General features: G+C 43.8%; 17 protein-coding genes. 11 read left to right on the forward strand and 6 right to left on the reverse strand.

Going from position 1 to position 20,328, the window contains the following annotated elements:
- Window positions 1–379: 379 nt before the first annotated feature.
- From P0M28_RS14635 to P0M28_RS14665, 7 genes are all read left to right on the forward strand, one after another.
- Window positions 380–748 (forward strand): single-stranded DNA-binding protein, encoded by a 369-nt coding sequence (locus P0M28_RS14635; RefSeq protein WP_302210668.1) that lies wholly within the window; start codon window positions 380–382, stop codon window positions 746–748.
- A 165-nt stretch (window positions 749–913) separates the two neighbouring features.
- Window positions 914–1,618, forward strand: a complete 705-nt coding sequence (locus tag P0M28_RS14640) for a hypothetical protein (RefSeq protein ID WP_302210669.1) — start codon at window positions 914–916, stop codon at window positions 1,616–1,618.
- 87 nt (window positions 1,619–1,705) lie between these two features.
- A complete protein-coding gene (locus tag P0M28_RS14645) occupies window positions 1,706–2,281 on the forward strand; it encodes a Crp/Fnr family transcriptional regulator (RefSeq protein WP_302210670.1) in 576 nt (191 codons plus the stop codon).
- 162 nt (window positions 2,282–2,443) lie between these two features.
- The gene (locus tag P0M28_RS14650; RefSeq protein WP_302210671.1) at window positions 2,444–3,265 is read left to right on the forward strand and encodes an SDR family oxidoreductase; all 822 of its coding nucleotides are present in this window, start codon (window positions 2,444–2,446) and stop codon (window positions 3,263–3,265) included.
- A 262-nt stretch (window positions 3,266–3,527) separates the two neighbouring features.
- Window positions 3,528–6,416 carry an excinuclease ABC subunit UvrA gene (gene uvrA, locus P0M28_RS14655; RefSeq protein WP_302210673.1) on the forward strand — a complete coding sequence of 963 codons (2,889 nt, stop codon included), beginning with the start codon at window positions 3,528–3,530 and terminating at the stop codon, window positions 6,414–6,416.
- 609 nt (window positions 6,417–7,025) lie between these two features.
- Window positions 7,026–7,856 carry a porin family protein gene (locus P0M28_RS14660; RefSeq protein WP_302210675.1) on the forward strand — a complete coding sequence of 277 codons (831 nt, stop codon included), beginning with the start codon at window positions 7,026–7,028 and terminating at the stop codon, window positions 7,854–7,856.
- Window positions 7,857–7,905: 49 nt separating this feature from the next.
- Window positions 7,906–9,789 carry a hypothetical protein gene (locus P0M28_RS14665; protein WP_302210677.1) on the forward strand — a complete coding sequence of 628 codons (1,884 nt, stop codon included), beginning with the start codon at window positions 7,906–7,908 and terminating at the stop codon, window positions 9,787–9,789.
- Window positions 9,790–9,962: 173 nt separating this feature from the next.
- On the opposite strand, the gene P0M28_RS14670 is transcribed toward P0M28_RS14665, so the two are convergent.
- Window positions 9,963–10,883 carry an Rpn family recombination-promoting nuclease/putative transposase gene (locus P0M28_RS14670; protein WP_302210679.1) on the reverse strand — a complete coding sequence of 307 codons (921 nt, stop codon included), beginning with the start codon at window positions 10,881–10,883 and terminating at the stop codon, window positions 9,963–9,965.
- A gap of 250 nt (window positions 10,884–11,133) precedes the next feature.
- Between P0M28_RS14670 and P0M28_RS14675 the strand changes: the two genes are divergently transcribed.
- Window positions 11,134–12,567, forward strand: a complete 1,434-nt coding sequence (locus tag P0M28_RS14675; protein ID WP_302210680.1) for an NAD(P)/FAD-dependent oxidoreductase — start codon at window positions 11,134–11,136, stop codon at window positions 12,565–12,567.
- Here P0M28_RS14675 and P0M28_RS14680 read toward each other — a convergent pair whose 3' ends face one another.
- The 3 genes from P0M28_RS14680 to hemW all read right to left on the reverse strand — a co-directional run bounded on the left by P0M28_RS14680 (window position 12,568) and on the right by hemW (window position 15,084).
- Window positions 12,568–13,119: an outer membrane beta-barrel protein gene (locus P0M28_RS14680; protein ID WP_302210682.1), complete on the reverse strand. Its 552-nt coding sequence runs from the start codon at window positions 13,117–13,119 to the stop codon at window positions 12,568–12,570. It abuts the gene before it with no gap.
- A gap of 112 nt (window positions 13,120–13,231) precedes the next feature.
- A complete protein-coding gene (locus P0M28_RS14685) occupies window positions 13,232–13,801 on the reverse strand; it encodes an outer membrane beta-barrel protein (RefSeq protein WP_302210683.1) in 570 nt (189 codons plus the stop codon).
- A 149-nt stretch (window positions 13,802–13,950) separates the two neighbouring features.
- Window positions 13,951–15,084, reverse strand: coding sequence for a radical SAM family heme chaperone HemW (gene hemW, locus P0M28_RS14690; RefSeq protein ID WP_302210684.1), 1,134 nt, complete (start codon window positions 15,082–15,084; stop codon window positions 13,951–13,953).
- A gap of 116 nt (window positions 15,085–15,200) precedes the next feature.
- On the opposite strand from hemW, the gene mog reads away from it, so the two are divergent.
- Both mog and P0M28_RS14700 read left to right on the forward strand, forming a co-directional pair.
- Window positions 15,201–15,728 (forward strand): molybdopterin adenylyltransferase, encoded by a 528-nt coding sequence (gene mog, locus P0M28_RS14695; protein WP_302210685.1) that lies wholly within the window; start codon window positions 15,201–15,203, stop codon window positions 15,726–15,728.
- 144 nt (window positions 15,729–15,872) lie between these two features.
- The gene (locus tag P0M28_RS14700; RefSeq protein WP_302210687.1) at window positions 15,873–17,138 is read left to right on the forward strand and encodes a serine hydrolase domain-containing protein; all 1,266 of its coding nucleotides are present in this window, start codon (window positions 15,873–15,875) and stop codon (window positions 17,136–17,138) included.
- Window positions 17,139–17,217: 79 nt separating this feature from the next.
- On the opposite strand, the gene P0M28_RS14705 is transcribed toward P0M28_RS14700, so the two are convergent.
- Window positions 17,218–17,979, reverse strand: coding sequence for a hypothetical protein (locus tag P0M28_RS14705; protein ID WP_302210689.1), 762 nt, complete (start codon window positions 17,977–17,979; stop codon window positions 17,218–17,220).
- A 64-nt stretch (window positions 17,980–18,043) separates the two neighbouring features.
- Window positions 18,044–18,370 (reverse strand): Dabb family protein, encoded by a 327-nt coding sequence (locus tag P0M28_RS14710; RefSeq protein ID WP_302210691.1) that lies wholly within the window; start codon window positions 18,368–18,370, stop codon window positions 18,044–18,046.
- Between the two features lie 300 nt (window positions 18,371–18,670).
- Between P0M28_RS14710 and P0M28_RS14715 the strand changes: the two genes are divergently transcribed.
- Window positions 18,671–20,323: an amidohydrolase gene (locus P0M28_RS14715; protein WP_436841390.1), complete on the forward strand. Its 1,653-nt coding sequence runs from the start codon at window positions 18,671–18,673 to the stop codon at window positions 20,321–20,323.
- The last annotated feature ends 5 nt before the right edge of the window (window positions 20,324–20,328 follow it).

Below are 20,328 nucleotides of genomic sequence, written 5' to 3' on the forward strand. Positions count from 1 at the left end.
GCTAGAACCACCGAATAACTCATTTGTTAAAAGCCTTTAAACTTTTTATCATCTCTGTTAATTGTGACAGAAAGAATATTGGTCAAGGTTTGATTGAAGCTATCAAAACCCGTTTTAAACGGAGTTTCCTTTAGCCTGGACACGCTTTCCTCAAGAATGCGTACTTTCTAATCCAAGAAATCAAATTCAGTATTGTTTGGTCTGTATAAATTTACTTCTCGCGTCGTATAATTGATAAATCTACCCAATTTCTTATCCATTTACAAACGGTTACAAACATTTACATACGAAAGTAAACGGGTAACTCCCGACTGTTGCGCTCACCTCGCCGTTACTTTGCTGACATCAATTCAATGTTCAACGCAAAATATTACGAGTTATGAACGCACTTAAAAATCACGTACAACTTATTGGTAACTTAGGTCAAGATCCTGAAATTAAAGAACTAGAAAGTGGTAAGAAATTAGCTAAATTCTCTATTGCCACTACTGAATCGTACAAAAATAAAAATGGTGAAATTGTAAACGACACCCAGTGGCACTCAATTGTAGCTTGGGATAGTTTAGCCGGAATTGCCGAGAAATACTTGCACAAAGGTAAGCAAGTAGCCCTCGCCGGAAAACTCACTCACCGTAACTACGAAGACAAAGACGGTATTAAACGTTACGTAACCGAGATTGTGGCCAATGATCTACTGATGCTCGGCAAGCGGGAAACCGCCACAGCGGGAGATGAATTACCATTTTAATCTATCTTATTCTCAGACATCCGAAGTTTTTCGAAACTTCGGATGTCTTTCTAAAAAGCAGCTTCTTAACCTCATTCCCACATACGTATTATTTCCACAAGAATAGATCAGCATTCAGCTACATGAGATGGTATCATTGCAGTTTAAACCAAAAATCTGAATGCTATGAAGCGTGCATGGTACTTTATTTCCTTTATTATTATTGCTCTATTTTCGGCTTGCTCAGAAGATGACGCTGCTGAAGAACCATCTCCATCTCCTTTTACATTGACATTGGAAGAAAATGTAGTCGAGGCAGATTATTTCTCCTTTAACTTACAAGTCACAGAGGAAGCTAGTGGTGGAATTATTTATTATAGTTTAGCTGATGAATCTGATTCTGTTCCCACTACTAGTGCTTTAAAGAATGCCCCTGGTACTCAAAGTGTAGCTTCATCTGGTGTTGACCCTGTATCTGAAACATTTCGTGAGTTATCTCCTAACACCACCTACACTGTATACGCTTTTATAGAAGTAGATGGAGCAGAAGGGGAATTAGTTAGCTTACAAGTCACAACAAAAAATTCTTTTTTAACTTTGGAAGAACGAGTAGTTCAACCTACTCTCGTTTCATTAAGCCTTCGCATTAAAGAAGAAGCTGGGGAGGGAATGGTTTACTTTAGCATTTTTGACCCTTCTGACCCAGTTCCCGCTGCTGCTGAGTTAAAGAGTTCTCAAACCTCGCAGAGTGTGGCTATGAAGGGTGGTGGGTTCACATTCGGAAACTTTCAAGGACTAACCCCTAACACTAGCTATATAGTATATGGCTTTATGGAAATAGATGGTGTGGAAAGTGGAGCGATTTCCCTAGCAGTTACTACTGATAATTAATAATCCCGACTGATCCTCTAGAAACAAATAGTAGCGCATTTTGTCAAAATAAATAACTATTTAGGCTGTTAAAAAGATGCGCTACTTATGAACCTCAGCAACTTCAAAATACAAATACGGAAGGTCACTGATTTTAGCGAAGACGAGTGTAATCAGTTCATTCCGCACCTCAATCGCCGTACTATTGCTAAGAACAGTTATTTTCTAGAACCGGGACAGTTGGTAAGCGAAATCGGGTTTGTGCAAACAGGAGTACTACGACTATTTTATCTTCAAGACGGTAAGGAAATCAATAACCACTTTTTTCTGGAAAATGACTATGCCGTATCCTACCTAGATTTTCTTAAACAGCGGGCCAGCCGCTACTACATTCAAGCACTGGAAGATTGTGAGCTATTAACCTTTAGTGCCAGGGCCCTTCAACACGCTTACGATCAGTCTAAAAACTGGGAACGCTTCGGGCGACTGATTTCCGAAAGCGTATACGCCACCGCTACCAACCGATTTGAGTCCTTCCTCTTCCTATCTGCCAAAGAGCGGTACTTGCAGATGCTAGACGATTACCCTCGCTTTATTCAACGCATTCCGCTTTACCACTTGGCCTCTTACCTTGGCATCGAGCGTGAAAGCCTCAGCCGCATCCGCAAAGAATTAGCCCGATAGCCTCGGAGAAGGGAGGATGGAAAAAGAAAAATATATTCCGTTCTCCCTCCTCCGTTTTCCCTTTTCCGGTCTCCGTTTAATGTAACATACATCAATTTTTAGGAGAATTGAGCGCACTACCTTTGAAGTGTTGATTAATTATTCACTTTAAAGCACACTATCATGAAAAGCAAGGTATTAGTTCTCGGCAGCACTGGTCTTATTGGTCGTATCGTCACTCAGCAGTTAGTTACGGATGATTTTTTGGTAAAAGTCTTGGCTCGTAATCCAGCGAAAGCTGAAAAGATGTTTGGCAACCAAGTTGAAATTATTTCGGGTGATGCTATTAACCGTGAGAACCTGAAAGCAGCACTGACAGATTGCGAGCAGGTTCACATCAGTTTGAGCCAACCGGCGGAGCTAGTTGCTGTGCGGCACGTAGTTTCGCTAACAACCGAACTTTCACTGCAAAAAATATCCTACGTATCGGGCTCTACCGTTTCGGAAGAAAATAACTTTTTCCCTATGATAAAGGATAAGCTTGAGGCGGAGCAGTTAATTCAAGGTTCGGGAGTGCCCTATCAGATTTTTAAACCTACTATTTTTCGGGAAGCACTGGCTAATTTTGTGAATAACGGACGGGCTTCCGTTTTGGGAAAACAAACTCGGCCCTATCATTTAGTTTCGGGACAAGAGTTTGCCCGACTAGTTTCGCAGGAGCTTTTGAAAGAAGAGAATTTTTACCAGAAGATTTTTGGTAAGCAATCGGTCACCTTAAATAAGGCTCTAGAAGAATATTGTACTCAGCACCATCCGCAGATTAAAAAGGTAACAAATTTGCCCTACGGCATAGCAAAGTTTATTGCTTGGCTTACCCGAACCCCAACTCTTAAAGAAGCTGCTAATTTTTTTGCTTATTTAGAAAAGGTGGGTGAGGGTTATCCGGAAGAAAAACAGAGTACGATTTCTAAACAGTCAGGGCGGTTAGGATTAGTAGCTGCCTGAGGTATTTTTCCCTCTCTGCATTTGGGCATTTGTATGTTTGAGAAAACTACGCGGGCATAAATGCCTGAATGCAGCCTACCACCCCGCTCAAGCATAGTAAAATTTCATTTCTGCCGCTTGTAATCCTAGCACTGTTTTTTGTACCTTCGGAACCCTTTCTCTTTAATACTTATTCTAAGTAGTAGAAAGAAAATTGCTGTTCGGTTTCCGGTCGTCTTTTTCCGGTTTCCGCCCACAGCTTCGCTTAATTCCGATTGAATTTATGGCTACCGAAAACCTAACCGTAGAAAGAACCGATACTGCCGCAGATTTGGCGATAGTACCCCCTGAGTACGACCAAGAAACCATCGAGATCTTTGGGGCACGCGAGCATAACCTTAAAACTATTGATGTAACGCTACCGCGCAATAAGCTCATTGTAATTACCGGAATTAGCGGTAGCGGAAAATCATCCTTAGCTTTTGATACTATCTACGCCGAAGGGCAGCGCCGCTACATGGAGAGCTTTTCGGCCTACGCCCGTTCCTTTATCGGTAACTTACAACGGCCTGAAGTGGATAAAATTAATGGACTGAGTCCCGTTATCTCCATTGAGCAGAAGACTACTTCTAAAAATCCGCGCTCTACCGTAGGCACCGTTACTGAAATCTACGATTTTATGCGACTGCTCTACGCCCGGGCATCAGAAGCCTACTCTTACGAAACGGGTAAGAAAATGGAGCGACAGAGCGAGGAGCAGATTATTGACCGGATTATGGATGATTTTGCGGGGAGCAAGCTCATTATTCTGGCTCCCATTGTGAAAGGTCGCAAAGGCCACTACCGTGAACTCTTTCAGCAGGTGCGGAAAATGGGTTTCGCTAAGGTGCGGGTTGACGGTGCAATTGTGGATTTGACACCTAAAATGCAGGTAGACCGCTACAAAACTCACGATATTGAGATTGTGGTTGATCGGGTGATCGTGCGCGACGATGATCGCTACCGCATTGCCGAATCAATCAAGACCGCGCTGATGCACGGGAAAGGAATTATTATGATCGACGATACTAAGGGTAATGTACAGCACCTTTCTAAGTATCTGATGGACCCAGAAACCGGGCTAGCTTATGACGAACCTGCCCCCAATACGTTCTCCTTCAACTCGCCCTACGGCATGTGCCCCACCTGTAGTGGAATAGGAGCTATTCAAAAATTTTCGGAAGAGGCTATTTTCCCCAACGAAAAACTTAGCATTCGCCAGGGAGGGATTGCTCCATTAGGAGAGTACCGCGACATCTGGATTTTTAAGAAATTAGAAGCAGTACTGAAGCGACATAAAGTAAAACTAACCACTAAAATTGAAGAATTACCGGAGAAAGTTCGGGAGATCATTATGCACGGCGATACTAAACCGGTTTCGGTTAAATCAGTCAAGTACGCAGGTTCTACGTACGACACTGTGTTTGAAGGTATCACGGGCTATCTGGAAAAGCAGGAGGAAACCGGAACCGATAAAACGCAAAAGTGGGTCAAACAATTTATGACTAGCACCACCTGCCCTGATTGTGAAGGCACCCGATTAAAGAAAGAATCTCGCTACTTTAAAATTGCTGGTAAAAATATCGCTGAGCTAGCCCAGCTAAATATTGACGATCTGCAAGCTTGGTTTGAAAACCTGGAAGAACGCTTAACCGATCGGCAGCGGCTCATTGGGGGCGAAGTACTGAAAGAAATCCGGAAGCGTATTGGCTTTTTGGTTGACGTAGGCTTAACCTATCTTATGCTAGATCGGCCACTGCGAACGCTCTCGGGCGGAGAAGCCCAGCGCATTCGGCTAGCTACGCAAATTGGAACCCAACTCGTAGGCGTACTTTATATTCTGGACGAACCTAGCATTGGCCTGCACCAGCGCGATAATGTGAAACTGATTAAGGCTCTGCAAGATTTGCGCGACTTGGGTAACACGGTCATTGTCGTAGAGCACGACAAAGATATGATGCTGCAAGCTGACTACATCATCGATATTGGCCCCGGGGCCGGGCGGCACGGTGGTCGGGTAATTGCGGCGGGTAGTCCCGAAGAATTCTTGAAGCAAGGCGGTATCACTGCTGATTATTTGAAAGGCAGCCGCGCCATTGAAACTCCTGCCACACGGCGAAAGGGAAGTGGAAAGAAGCTGGTACTAACCGGAGCGAGAGGTCATAATCTAAAAAAGGTAAAGCTTACGTTGCCCCTAGGAAAAATGATCTGCGTAACCGGAGTATCCGGCAGTGGAAAATCCACTCTGATTCACGAAACCTTGTTCCCGTTGCTGAGCAAGCACTTCTACCGCTCTTACGCTGAGCCTTGTCCCTTCAATACCATTAAAGGAGTAGAACATCTGGATAAAGTGATTGAAGTAGACCAAGCTCCTATTGGGCGTACCCCGCGTTCTAACCCGGCTACTTACACCGGAGTATTTACGGATATTCGGGCGTTATTTTCTGAACTACCGGAAGCAAAAATTCGGGGTTATAAACCGGGGCGGTTTTCCTTTAATGTGAAAGGGGGGCGCTGCGAAACCTGCCAGGGCGGAGGGATGCAACTTATTGAGATGGACTTTCTGCCGGATGTACATGTGCCCTGCCCTACCTGTAAAAGCCGTCGCTATAACCGGGAAACCTTAGAAATTCGTTTTAAAGGAAAGTCTATTTCGGATGTGCTGGATATGACGGTAGAGCAAGCGGTAGAGTTTTTTGAAAACCAACCCCGCATTCTGCGGAAAATTCAAACCCTGCAAGATGTTGGCCTAGGGTACATCACGCTGGGGCAGCATGCCACCACTCTTTCGGGCGGGGAAGCACAACGGGTGAAACTAGCCACTGAACTCTCTAAGAAAGACACTGGGCAAACGCTCTACATTCTGGATGAGCCCACCACCGGCTTACATTTTCAGGATATTCAGCATTTGCTAGATGTACTCAATAAGCTAGTGGATAAGGGCAATACTGTACTTATTATTGAGCATAACCTAGATGTGGTGAAAGTAGCCGATCATGTTATCGATCTTGGCCCCGAAGGCGGCAGCAATGGCGGTCAGATTATTTGCGAGGGTACCCCCGAAGTGGTGGCTAAATGTGCAACTGGATATACCGCTCAATTTTTACGAGAAGAATTAGCTCCGTCAAGCTGACCAAAAGCTCTACCAAATAAGCAAAGTACTTATTCGTTCCTGAAAGTATTGTCTATTAGAAAAGTAATACGTTTCTAAAAATAATTTTATTAAATAGTCTGATTATTCTCGATAGTCGTTTTGGTAAAAATTTACCTGAAAAAGTAACTTTGTGCGATTATACCACTAACACAGTAGGTTTTTTCGAAAAATGGCCAAAATAATAAAGAATACTACATCTATTAAATCTTGAATAATCTGAATAATTCGACTAATTGATTGAATAATACCTTTCTTGAATTAACGTAAAAAAATACTAAAATATCAGTTGAATTATAATTATATCTAGATTATAGAGAATAATAATCCGCTATTGTGGTAATCTAGTGATCTCTTCTTCTCGCCAAAATTTCACTTTACTGAGCATTTTTTTTCAAAATTAGTGAAAAAACCGGGCTTTCGCCCCATCTGCTACGCAAGTAGTGAATCAGCATTTTTAGGGGTTTTGATTACGTAATAAAGCTGTTGTTTTGTGACAAGCCGCGAAAGAAAAGGATTTAACTGTCAACGTGCATCTTCACCTTTCCGGATTCAAGTGCTAAAGTAGTAACCCTTTAAACCCAAAAATGTATGACGAAACTTATCAACCAAACACGGCGTAAGGTGCGCCGGATGATGTTAGTACTCCCTCTGGCAGTTTGCTTTATCGCATCTCCTGTTTTCGCACAAGATGAAAGCAGCAGCACCAGTTCTGACGGTAGTTCAGAGTCTGGCTCGAGCTTTAGCCTCCCTCTGGAATATGGGCCTAAGATTGGTCTTACCTCCAGTGGATTTTACCAAGGCTTTATGACCGGACGCGAACATACCGGCAGTGTCACTGGAGTTGCTATTGGTGGTTTTGCCACCTACTCGTTACTAGACTTTTTGGATGTATCCGCTGAGCTGCTGTACATGCAACAGGGAGGTACCCGAGTAGAATTGAAAGAGTCCATTGTAGACGAATCTAGTTCTAATATTGCTATTACGGGCAACGTGAAGTTGCATAATATAGAATTTCCGGTACTGCTGCGTGCTAGTCTGCCTAATCCGGTAATGGGTATTCGCCCACAGTTGATCGTGGGGCCTTCTATTGGATTCAATTTTGCTGCGACCCAGTCGCAAGATATTACCTACTTTATAGAGGATGGAGTAATTAGCGACGACCGTACTGGGCGGGCTCAGTTTTCCGTAACCGATAGTGGCTCGGAGGATGTGCGTTCGGAGTACCGATCAATGCAATACGGACTCAATATTGGATTGGGAGCCGAAATCCCAACTGGATCTAGTACTTTCTTATTTGATGTGCGTTACCGTTATGGTCTCAATCCAATTAACAACGGATTTGACCCGAACGATCTACTGCGCGACGCTACGGACTTACGCTCCAATAGCTTTATATTCTCAGTAGGATTGACCCTTTAATCAAAGTAATAACAAATTCTATTATTTAACTTTAAATCAAACCCAAAAGATGAACACTAAGAATTGGTTCACCACCCTGCTAGGAGCTGGCGTTGTTGTCAGTGGACTAGCCCTCTCATCGTGTGAGGATGAATTTACCGAAGCCGACGCCATTGCCGCTCAGGACTCAACCCTGACTGCCCTAAAGCGTTTGGAAAATGAGCAAGCATTAGCTGAAAATCTGCAACAGGACTCATTAGACCGAGTTGGAGCAATCATCAACTACAATGTAACTGTAATAAATGGCGGTAGTGATAATACCCGAGCCCGAACTGAAGGCGAGAGCTTTGCTAGCGGGGTAACGGTTACTTTAGTGCAAGGTGGAGAACCTATTGAGGTGACCACGAATGAGTCAGGCGTAGCTGCTTTTACTAATCTAAAAGAAGGTGAAGTGGCAGTAACGATTGAAGCTGCCGATCATACTACAGCGACGTATACAACAAGACTTCAAGATTTTACAGGAGATCTAGAGAGTACTGTTGGAACTACTGTCCCTATCTTTCCTACTACTGTAGCGGCTGGGGCTTCTGAAATCAGTGGCAAAGTATGGGCTGAGACTGATTTGACTAATGATACTCGTGAAGCTGCCACTGGAGCTGTAGTGAGAGCAACACTCAACGTACAATCAGTTATGAGCCTGTATGGCAATCTTAATCGGGGTCTAGCCGATGTACAGACCCTCACTTACTCTAATTTCGTTATTACAGATACCGTTGACGCGGAGGGTAATTATACACTAGTAGTTCCCAATGGTAATGCTACGGATGGTAATGGGTTGCTTGGTAGTGCTCTTACTCTAGACTTTTTGCCCTTTACTGCTAATCAAACTCTGGTAGTGGAGCAAGGCGACTCACTAGCCGTAGTAACTCGTGAAGCTATTTTTGGCGATGGAACAGCCTTCGATGTTGATTTTCTTCCTAGTGTATCAGTAGATATTGCTGCCCCAGTGAACAGTGCTAGTGGCTTTGAGTTAGGTACTAAAGCGAATCGTACTTTACTATCAAGTTTCTCAGCGGTAGCTTTGCTTAATGGTGGTCAAGATTATGCTTCAGGTGATATTCTCTACTTTGGAGAGGATGCTGACGGAAATAAAGCTGGCTTTACTGTAGGTAGTGTAGACGCCAATGGAAGTATAATAACTCTTAATGGAATTGATAATGATGTTGATGCAACTGGTACTAACGCTACATATAGTACTGAGCCAGGTTTTGATGGCACAGATGGTAGTGGTACGGGTGCAGTCTTTGATCTTCGCTTTCAAACCACTTACAATATATTTGTGACTAATCGGGGAGAAGGGTACTTCACTACTCCAATTGTGACTGCATCAGCGATGGATTATAACGGCTCCACTCTGGTAAACGTGGCGGACGCGGATATGGCTTCTGGCTCTAATCCAATAGCCTCTTTAGCTGGAAGAACAATTGTAGTTGATAACAGAATTGTGCCGTCTAACAGCAATGCTGATACAATTGCTACTACTGGTGCTTTAGCTAGTGCTCCTACATTAACTGTAATGGCACCCGAAGTACGCAAGGCAGTAATTGATGTAACTGGTATTGGTATCAACAACAATGGTGAGATTACCAGCATTAGCTTTGATGATAATGGTGCTGGATACACCTCGGCTCCTACAGTAACCATTAATGCCTTAGGTGGAATGGGTACTGGTGCAACTGGTATCGCAACTATTGATGCTAGTGGCGAAGTAAGCGGAATCGTAATCACTAACGGTGGTTCTGGTTATGTTGAGAATATCAATGATATAGATGGCCCATCTGGTTCTGCTAGTCAGAATGCTAGTGATTCAGGTGTACCTTCGGTAGCTAACGTTAAGCCAGGCTCAGCCGGCATTAACAAAAACTTCAACTATGGCACTGGTAAGCGTGACTAACTAGTTAATTGACGATTAATCAGTACTTAGAAACAAAAAGCCTTCCTTCGGGAGGGCTTTTTTTATTCGAGTTAACATTTGATAAGTTTCTGCCGAATAAAGATAAAAGCTATCTAATAGTATCAAAACTAACGAAGTCTCCCCAACTTTCTAAACATGGCTGGTTTAGCTCTTTATCTTCTGTTTTCATATTTCTCTTTTAATGCCTGTAACTCAATTTTAGTAAGCCCCGTCGTAGATAATATGATTTCGTCCGAAACGTGCTGGTTTAGCAAGCCTATCGCTACTTTTTCTATTCCTTGCTCTATTCCCTTTTCTATTCCTTGCTCTATTCCCTTCTCTATTCCTTCTTTTTTACCTTCTTCAAATGCAGTATTCAGTGAGTTTTTCAAGTCTCGGTATGATTTTAAACTGTCCTCGTAGGCTTGCACCTCTTGGGGACTGAATTTAGCGATTTCAGCTACTTCAAATAATCTCTCAAAAATACTTTCTCTCAACTCATCGGGGATTCTATCTAATTTGTTCAGATTACGGATTACGTACATCCACTTATCAAACCGGGTTTTCAACTCTGCTGTGGTCTTACTGAACTTAGGCATCTCCAGGTAAACAAACGTAAGTTTATCGTAGAACACTTGGAAAGTGTCTATATCAGTTAACTTTACATCGTACCTAAACTTATCAGGCTCACTCTTATCCTCATCGAAGATAAAATCCAAAATAGCGATAGTATACACGGCATTTAGCTCAAAAGTCCAATCACTCCCGCGTTGGGCTTGTTCCCGGATAGGAAAGGTTGAATAATAAACCGTGCGGTCTTTGAAAAATTTTTGTTTTGTTTTTTGTAACTCCACTATGAATTTTTCACCTCGTTCGTTTTCACAGTACAGATCGAAAACGGCTTTACGGTCATCTTCACTGCTGCCTAATTTATCCGATTTTAAATAAGTAAGCTCTGTAATTCTGCCTTGTTCTTCTTTAAGAAGCTCGTTGAGAAAATCTAGCAGTAAGTCATTATTGGGTTCCTCGCCAAACAGCCGTTTAAAACCATAATCTGTGAAGGGGTTGATATACTTTTCTCTTGGCTCTTCCATAGGTTGTCTTTTGATCAAAGGTACAAATTTGCTAGTTCAATAGGCTCAGATCCAATAACGTTTGTACAACACGAGAAAAACCTTCTTTCAGGAGAAGTTTCTTCGTTTTCATCACTGTAATTTTCAAAAATATAGAGTCAAGTTAAAAACCGATCGGATGAAAAACTTCTGAAGCCTTTTTAACTTTTTAAACATGGTTTGTTAGCTTACGTTACTTCAATAGTAATAGAAAAACTAATTTTTTACGCTTATGGCTATTGTTAAACATCCAACTGATTATACTATTTCTCAACGCAACTTAACTGAGCAATTACCCGATATTGGTAAGCCACGGGTTATCATCATTGGGGGTGGCTTCGCGGGCATTCAAATGGTGAAGCATTTACGCATGAAGGATGTACAAGTAGTGATGCTCGATCGGCACAATTACCATACTTTTCAGCCACTGTTGTATCAGGTAGCTACGGCGGGGTTAGAGCCTGATTCTATTGCTGGTCCTCTACGTAAAGTATTTGACAACGAAAAGAATTTCTTCTTTCGTATGGCGCGGGTAGAACGTATTGATCCAGAACGGCAGCAAGTACATACAAACATCGGCGAAATTCACTACGATTATCTGGTAGTAGCCGCTGGTACGCAAACAAACTACTTTGGTAATGAGAAAATTCAGAAACTAGCCTTTCCATTAAAGCAGGTACCGCAGGCCCTGAACTTACGTAGCCACATCTTACAAAACTTTGAAAAAGCAGTTACTTCCAATTCAGAAGAAGAAATTGATCGGCTCACCAACTTCGTGATTGTGGGCGGTGGCCCTACTGGGGTAGAGCTAGCTGGGGCATTAGGTGAATTAAAAAAATACGTACTGCCCCGCGACTATCCCGAACTCGACTTTAAAATAATGAAGGTGTACTTAGTGGAGGGAGTTGACCGATTATTACCTTCCATGTCGGAGAAAGCGGGTCAGCGAGCCGAACGAGACCTAACGCAGCGCTTTGAAACCATTGTGAAGCTGGAAACGATGGTAAAAGACTACAGTGGTTACGAAGTGACCCTCAGCACTGGCGAAAAACTGATTAGTGAGACACTCATTTGGGCGGCAGGAGTGCAGGGAGTTATTATTCCGGGATTGGATAAAGCTACGGTGGAAAAAGGCCGCTACGAGGTAAATGAAATAAACCGGGTGAAGGGCTACGACAATGTGTTCGCTGTCGGCGATGTATCGGTTATGTATACTGATGAGGATTATCCCAAAGGGCACCCGCAGGTAGCTCCGGTTGCTATGCAACAGGGTGAACAATTGGGCAAAAACCTAAACCGATTGTTAAAGGGAAAAGAAACCAAACCATTTTCGTATTTTGATAAAGGCTCAATGGCAACCATTGGTCGTAACCGAGCCGTAGCCGATTTACCGGGAAATATTAAAATGAGTGGCCTTTTAGCCTGGCTTTCCTGGATGTTCGTTCATTTAATGTTCCTAGTGAGTTTTCGGCAAAAGCTTATTACGCTAGGTAACTGGGTTTGGAACTACTTTACCTACGATCGGGGAACCCGGCTTATTATTCGCCCCTTCAATTATCGTAGAACTGTAAACGAACAAAAAGAAGAATTAGAAGAACACCGAAACGACGAACAAAAGGAAACGCACGCAGTGTCGCAGGAAGACGAAGGTACAGTGACCAGTTAGTTATTGTCCAAAAGTGTAGAATACCCCGAGGTTAAATACTAAGTAAGCAGCATTACGAAATAGCAAACCAGTTAGAGCATCGTTACTATCGGCGAAGGTTAGGTGATAGCGCATGTTCAGATCAAAGCGAATCTGTTCGCTGCTACGATACTGAAGACCAACAATAGGCGAAACACCAAAATAAGAATCAGTGACTCGAAATCCCTGTGGGCCAGACGATACCCGGTTTACCCCTACTCCAAACCCTAAGTAAGGCTGAGCTTCGGCAGTACCTAAGGCGTACAGTAAAGAAAGCGTGATGGGGGTAAAATTAAAGCGAGTGTCGCCACCATTTTGTAACCTGAAAGAGTGGTAGCCAATACTGGCACTAGTCATTAAGGGTTTGTCAACTCCAAACCGCCCTTCTACGTCAAACCCAAACCCGCTCTGCGTTCGGTTGCTGAAATCGCCTATCGGGAAGAGAGCGTTTACATGTCCGCCTAGGGCAAACTGAGCCGAGGCTGACGTACTCACCACTATTACCAGTATTACTAAAAGAAGAATAGATTTCATAACGTACCGTCTTTACTCAAAGATACAGTAAACCCCCAACCTTCAAAACAAAAAGCTGTCCGACTCATACGAACAGCTTTTCTTCCGTTATAACAGCTACCTAACTAAAGTTTTATTGCCCCAGTTTAAACGAGATACCAATGTTGATGGGTACAAAATTGATGTTTTCGCTTAACGAAATTTCAGTGAGAGGGATTGACTCATTGACGAACAGCGTATGGTACTCTACATTAGCGTGTATATCGATGAATTTACTAATTGGAACCAGCACTCCGGCGGTAGGAGCGAAGCCAAAGTAGGTTCGGGAAACATTGATAAGTGAACCGATGCCTACTCGCGTATCGTAAATGCCCCCTTTAATTCCTACGTAAGGCGTAATACCTTCGGTCATGGGAGTAAATGCTACTGAAGCGGTAATTGGATTGATTGTGAAGTCAACTCCGGGAATATTGATGCCTAATGCGTTGGCATCATAAGAGAATCGCTGAAAACCTAATCCGGCCATTACGTTGGGACTAATTTGGTAGCGAGCATCAATGCCTAAGCCAAAACCATTGTCAATGAAGTTAGATGAATTTCCGGTAGAAAGAGCTGGCCCCCCGGTTACTCCCAATGAAAATTGAGCTTGAGAAACCGAGTGCAACGTAACCAGTGCGAGTATAGTGAATAATATCTTTTTCATACGATTGGTTGATATAGTGGTCAATAATAATTACAACCTTACGTAGGCAATTTCTGTGCAGAAAATGAATGGTAAATAAAAAAATGCATGATTTTTGCTATGAGGAAATTATAATAGTCTGAATATTAGAATGTTAAGCTAGATAATTTCTATTCTGAACCTACAAAAAGCGCAGCAGTAATACCATCAGCGAGTAATTTTCCGGCTCGAGTAAGCACTAATTGCTGATTTTCTAACGTGGCTTTCTTCTCATGAATTAGGTGCTCAATATAACTTCCTTGTGTTGCCAGCAGGTCGTAGTCCAGCTTTTGTTTGAGCCAAGCCAGGTCGCATCCCCATTTGGTACGCAGCCCAGTCATCAGATACTCATTAATCCGATCAGCTTTATTTAATTCTTCCTGCTCATAGGGTACTTGATCTTTAGCTAATGCCCGTAGATACTTGCCATTATTAGCTACGTTATACTGCCGCGAATTTCCGTTAAACGAATGAGCGCCTGGTCCCACTCCTAAGTAGCGTACATCCTTCCAGTAGTTGCTGTTATGTTTAGATTCCCAGCTGGGTTGGCAGAAGCTGGAAACCTCGTACTGTTCGTATCCGTTGGCCGTCAACGTATCAACTAGCTGCCCAAATTGCTCAGCTGCAAAAGTTTCATCAATCGGTGGAATTTTCTGATGGCGCAACCACTGGCCAAATACGGTTTTTTCTTCAATGGTCAGACAGTAGGCCGAAATATGCTCGGGGTTCAACGCAACTACGTTAGCTAAATCAGCTTGCCAAACTGAATGATCCGGGTGTGGAACAGCGTAGATCAGATCAATACTTAAATTATTAAAGCCAGCCTCTTGCGCCTGTTGCACACATTGCTCTGCTTCTTTTGCCGAATGTACCCGGTTCAGGTAACGAAGGTGTGGCTCGTGAAACGACTGAATTCCAATGCTGAGACGATTGAAACCTAACTGCTTTAGTATTTTTAATTTTTCCGGTGAGAGGTCGTCCGGATTAGCTTCTAGCGTAATCTCTGGGTCGGAAGAAATTGGATAGAGTTTATAAACCGTGTTTAATAACATTTGTAACTCAGCCTCATCCAACAGAGAAGGTGTACCACCGCCAAAATAAATAGAAGTGATGATTTGTTCGGTAAGATACGGTTGCTGTAACTCCAGTTCCCGAGCAATAGCCCGAACCATATCGGTCTTGCGCTGCTGATTGGTGCTAAAGTGAAAATCACAATAGTGGCACGCTTGCTTACAAAAAGGAATATGAATATAGATACCGGCCAAGTCTTCAGTAGTTAGCTCGTAGATAACAGGGGGGGATAGTGTTATGGTTCGTAGTGTTTGAGTGTTATAGTATTAGTGAATAACTTTAACACCCTAACACCCTAACACCCTAACACATGATAAAAATAGGCATTATCAACGTATCAGATCGAGCCAGCCAAGGAATCTACGAAGATATTCCGGGCAAAGCGATTGTTGAAACGTTAACTGAATATCTAACTTCCTCCTGGGAAAAAGTATACGCCGTCATTCCTGATGAGCAAGACCAACTAGAAGCTACTATGAAAAAGATGGCCGATGAAGATGGTTGTTGCTTAATTGTAACTTCGGGGGGCACTGGTCCGGCTCCGCGTGATGTAACTCCCGAAGCGACGGAAGCCGTTTGCCACAAAATGATGCCGGGTTTTGGTGAACTTATGCGGCAAACGAGTTTACAATACGTACCTACCGCTATTTTATCCCGACAAACGGCCGGTACTCGCCACCAAACGTTAATTGTTAACCTGCCGGGTAAGCCCCGGGCTATTCGACAGTGTTTGGATGCGGTATTTCCGGCAATTCCCTACTGTATTGACTTAATCGGCGGGCCATTTCTGGAGTGTGATGAATCTATCATCAAGCCATTCCGTCCGAAAAGCACTTAACCCGTAGCAATATAAAGCTATCATTACCAGTTAATTATAGTAATGAGCACTGAGGTTGGGTTTGATTTAACCGTAGAAGAAAATGCCGCTCGGATGAATGCAATATTTGACCCCGACGAAGAACTACCGCAGTAAATAGTAGGTATGCAACCTAAAAAATTAATTCTACGCCTAACCAAATTTTTATCACGCTACGGAAGATATTATTTTCTGGGGTCGTTATTGCTAGTTATAGCCTGTTTTCCCGTATGGCAATCGCCAGAACTTACCTCTGAAGAAACTGCCCAACAGTACAATCCTTACGAGCAACAGTTTATTGAAGCGCTGGAAGATACTTTGCAATACTTGATTGATGACAGTCGGGTGCCAGGAGTAGGTATCGCGGTAGTGAAAGACAGTACTCCTATTCTGGTGAAAGGCTATGGACTTCGGAACATCAAGGAGGAAGATTCGGTAGATATTCATACGGTGTTTCGCTTGGCTTCGGTTTCTAAGGGATTTGCTTCGGGCTTGGCCGCTACGCTAGTGAGAGATACGCTGTTGGCGTGGAGCGACCCGGTGATAGATTATCTGCCCTCTTTTGCCCTTATCTCGCCTGAGCAGACTCAGGAAGTAACTGTAAAACATGTTTTATCACATACCACTGGGCTTCCCTACCATGCGTACACCAATTTAGTAGAGGCGGGACAGTTGCGCGATGATATGATTGCATTACTTTCTGGAGTAAACCTGATTGGTAAAGCCGGAGAGTGGTACAGCTATCAGAATGTGGCCTACGGAATTATTGAACCAGTAGTGGAAGCTGCTACCGTAGAATCGTACCAAAGACTGCTACAAGAGCGAATTCTGGAACCTTTACAGATGAGTGATGCTTCGGTCTGGTACCAAGATATGATGGAAACAACTAACAAAGCTCTGCCCCATGTGCCTACCGGACGCGGTTGGGCAACTGTTCCCATTTCTGAGAACTACTACAATGTGCCCTCAGCAGGGGGAGTAAACGCCAGCTCGCTTGATATGGCGCAGTGGCTGATTGCCCTGCTGGGAAATCGCCCTCACGTTCTTCCGTCCGAAGTGCTAGATAGCCTGTTTACCCCTCAAATTAAGACCCCGATTGAGAATCGCTACTTCAGCCGATGGGAGCAGCTCGAGGCAGCTTACTACGGATTGGGTTGGCGAATTGTGCATCAGGCCGGAGATACAGTAGCTTTTCACGGAGGTTACGCTAATGGCTACCGCACGGCAATTGCACTAGACCGGAACAAGAAAGTAGGAATCTGTATTTTGGCCAACGGCTCCTCCAGCCTCGTGAGTCGGGTTGTACCACTATTTTTAGACCTATATCGGCAGCATGAAGCAGATATTCTCACTTGGGAAGAGCAAATGTCTGTAGAAGAAATATCCAATTGATAGTGGGGCAGTATCTAACAACAATCAACCGTCTGATCTGGTGGGACAAACCTCCTTCACACTATTTTCAAAATGAGCTTTATTGGGTACGAAACTCTTGCTCAAGCCAGAGGTTAATCCAATTATCTTCACTAACTCCCATCATCGTAAATCGGTAGTTTTGGTTGGGGGTAAGCGCGGGCATTGCGTTAGGGTCGGTGATGTTTAGCACCACATTTTCAAGATCGTAGAAGGTAAAATTTCGCTCAAACGTGTAGGTGCCTGAGATTAGGTTGTCTTCCAGATCGGAAACGATTTGAAAGTAGATTGCGTTGTCCGGAATTTGCCCATCAGCCCAGGAAAAAGTAGGATTTACTCCTTGTTCCTCAATAGTTAATAAAGCTTCATTAACCTCAGTGGGAGTAGTATTGAATTTCAAGCGAATGGGATTGCAAACGTGTAGCTTCCCCGGCGTTTTGTAAGTGACGATGCCTACTCGATTTCCTTCAAAAATCGGATTCTCAAACTGGCGCAAGTACCCATTAAGTATGGGACTATCGGGAAGCTCTTTGGCTCGGTAATGACTGAAGTTGAGAATATCATCAACCTGCTCCGACTCAAAGTACCGAAAGTCATACGCCCCTTCAATAGGATAGAAAAATACGGAAATGTAAGAAGCAGTATCTCCTAGTAAGCCTTCGGGCCTGCCTCCGGCACAGGCAATAAGGTCAGTACGATCTAACGCTCGGTTGAGTTGAATGTAATCAGCTAAAATGCTTTCGTCTAGCGTCGCTACCTCTTGTTGTTCGCACCCCAGAAAGGTTAAAGCCAGCAGGGACAGAACGAGTATTTTCGTACGCATACTGAAAGGTAAGCGATACGCCGAACATAAATAGTCCGGTTGCCGACTAATTCTCAAACAGAGGCTACGCATTGCTTAGCAAACTGGCATCCGAATCGTACACCTGCACTTTTTCCCACAGATGCGCGCAGTCATCAACAAATTTTAGATGAATTGGGTCGCCTTGGTACGTGGTCTGATCTTCCAGATTATCAAACATCAACATTAGATGATAGGAGTAGGTATTGTCAATTACCGCCCGGTCAGTGGGAGCGGGTTTTCCCAGATGAGCATCGCGAACGGTGGCTATTGAAAAAAGAGTGCGGATGCCCGCTTTCAGTGCCTGAGCTTCGTCAGCATCAGTTGGGTTCTTCAGCCAGAAAAATACATTATGGATAAACCGGGTCGGCATGGTAGTGTTAGTAAGTGGTAGAAAAGCCTAAAGATACTGATTTCGGTACAGCAAATTCCAGAGGGTGAGCTGGATGAAGATTATTATCGTAGCTAGCGTTCCAAATTCCTAATAACGTTAACTTATGGCTCATTGGTAAATGAGTTAATGTAATATTTTGTACTTTGCCGAAAAAGAAGAATTTAATTTTGTTAACGCAACACTGTTGATATTATTCCTCTTTAAGGCAGGAAATAGTCAACAAGCTAGCCCAGCTAGAAAGTCGCTCTCTATACTTCCATTACCTAACTGATCACAATCATGAATCTGTCTCTTCGCTCTTACCCTTTATCTAAAAGTTATTTCAACCTTCTCGTTCTGACTATTTGCTTTTTGTTTTACGTTGAAGCAGTTGCCCAGAAAAAAATGTCGGGTAAGCAAATTGAGAAACTGAAGGAGGAGGCAGCATTGGCAGTAGAAAAAAATAGTAAGCTGACCCAGGTAATGGTCGATAAGATATTTAGCTTTAGTGAGCTAGGCTTTCAGGAAGTTGAAACCTCAAAATACATCACCGGTATTTTGGAAGAAAATGGCTTTACCATAGAACGGGGAATATCAGGAGTGCCTACCGCCTGGACGGCCACCTGGGGTTCAGGTAAACCGGTGATTGCTATCGGTAGCGATCTGGATTGCATTCCCAAAGCTTCCCAAAAGCCGGGTGTGGCCTATCACGATCCTATTATTGAAGGTGCCCCCGGCCACGGTGAAGGACACAATTCTGGGCAGGCCGTGAATGTAACTGCCGTATTGGCGGTAAAAGAAATTATGGAAAGAGAAGGTTTTTCGGGAACATTGATGCTGTGGCCGGGAGTAGCTGAAGAACAAGTGGCCACCAAAGCCTTCTTCGTACGCGATGGTTACTTCGACGATGTGGACGCTTGCATATTCACCCACGTGGGTAATAATTTGGAAACCTCCTACGGTAGTCCCCGTGGGAACGGGATGATTTCAGTAGAATTTACTTTCGATGGCGAAGCCGCCCACGGAGCTGGGTCACCCTGGCGCGGAAGAAGCTCACTAGATGCCGTGGAGCTGATGAACGTAGGCTGGAACTTCCGCCGGGAGCACTTGCAACCTACCCAACGCTCCCACTACGTAATTACCGATGGGGGCGACCAACCCAACGTAGTTCCCGCTAAAGCTTCGGTTTGGTACTACCTGCGCGATAGGACGTACGCCGATATTAAAAAGATGTACGACATTGCCATCAATATCGCGAAAGGGGCGGCACTGATGACCGATACTGAGATGAGCTACCGCTACCTAGGAAGTGCCTGGCCCGGACACTTTAATAAAGTAATTGCTGAAACAGCGCACAGAAATATTGAGAAAGTCGGCTTGCCCGAGTGGTCAGAGAAAGACCAAACCCTGGCCAAAGCTGTGCAAGAAGAAGTAGGCTCTGATCCTGAGGGATTAGCAACTGAACTGGAAGAGCTAGGGCTACCCGTGAAGTTCTCATTAGGCGGTGGTTCTGACGATATTGCGGACATATCGTGGGCGGTACCGACCATCGTTTTGCGCTTTCCTTCTAACATGCCGGGTTTGCAAGGCCACCACTGGTCGAATGCTATTACGATGGCCACTCCCATCGCGCACAAAGGAGCTACTGCCGGAGCCAAAGCTGAGGCTATGACATTGCTCGATTTGTTTCTCAACCCCGAACTTATTGAGCAGGCCTGGGATTACTATAAAAATGAGCAGACCAAAAATGTAGCGTATGAGCCATTGCTCAACCCGGACGATAAACCTGCCATCGAGCTTAATACTGAGATTATGAGTACCTTCCGACCTGAGTTGGAGAAATACTACTTTGACGAAACCAAGTACGATAACTACTTAGAGCAATTAGGCATTACCTACCCTACTCTTAGGTCAGATGCAGCGTCAGTAGGTTCAGAATCAGGGGGGAAATAGAACAA

Source organism: Tunicatimonas pelagia, assembly GCF_030506325.1.
Taxonomy (GTDB): domain Bacteria; phylum Bacteroidota; class Bacteroidia; order Cytophagales; family Cyclobacteriaceae; genus Tunicatimonas; species Tunicatimonas pelagia.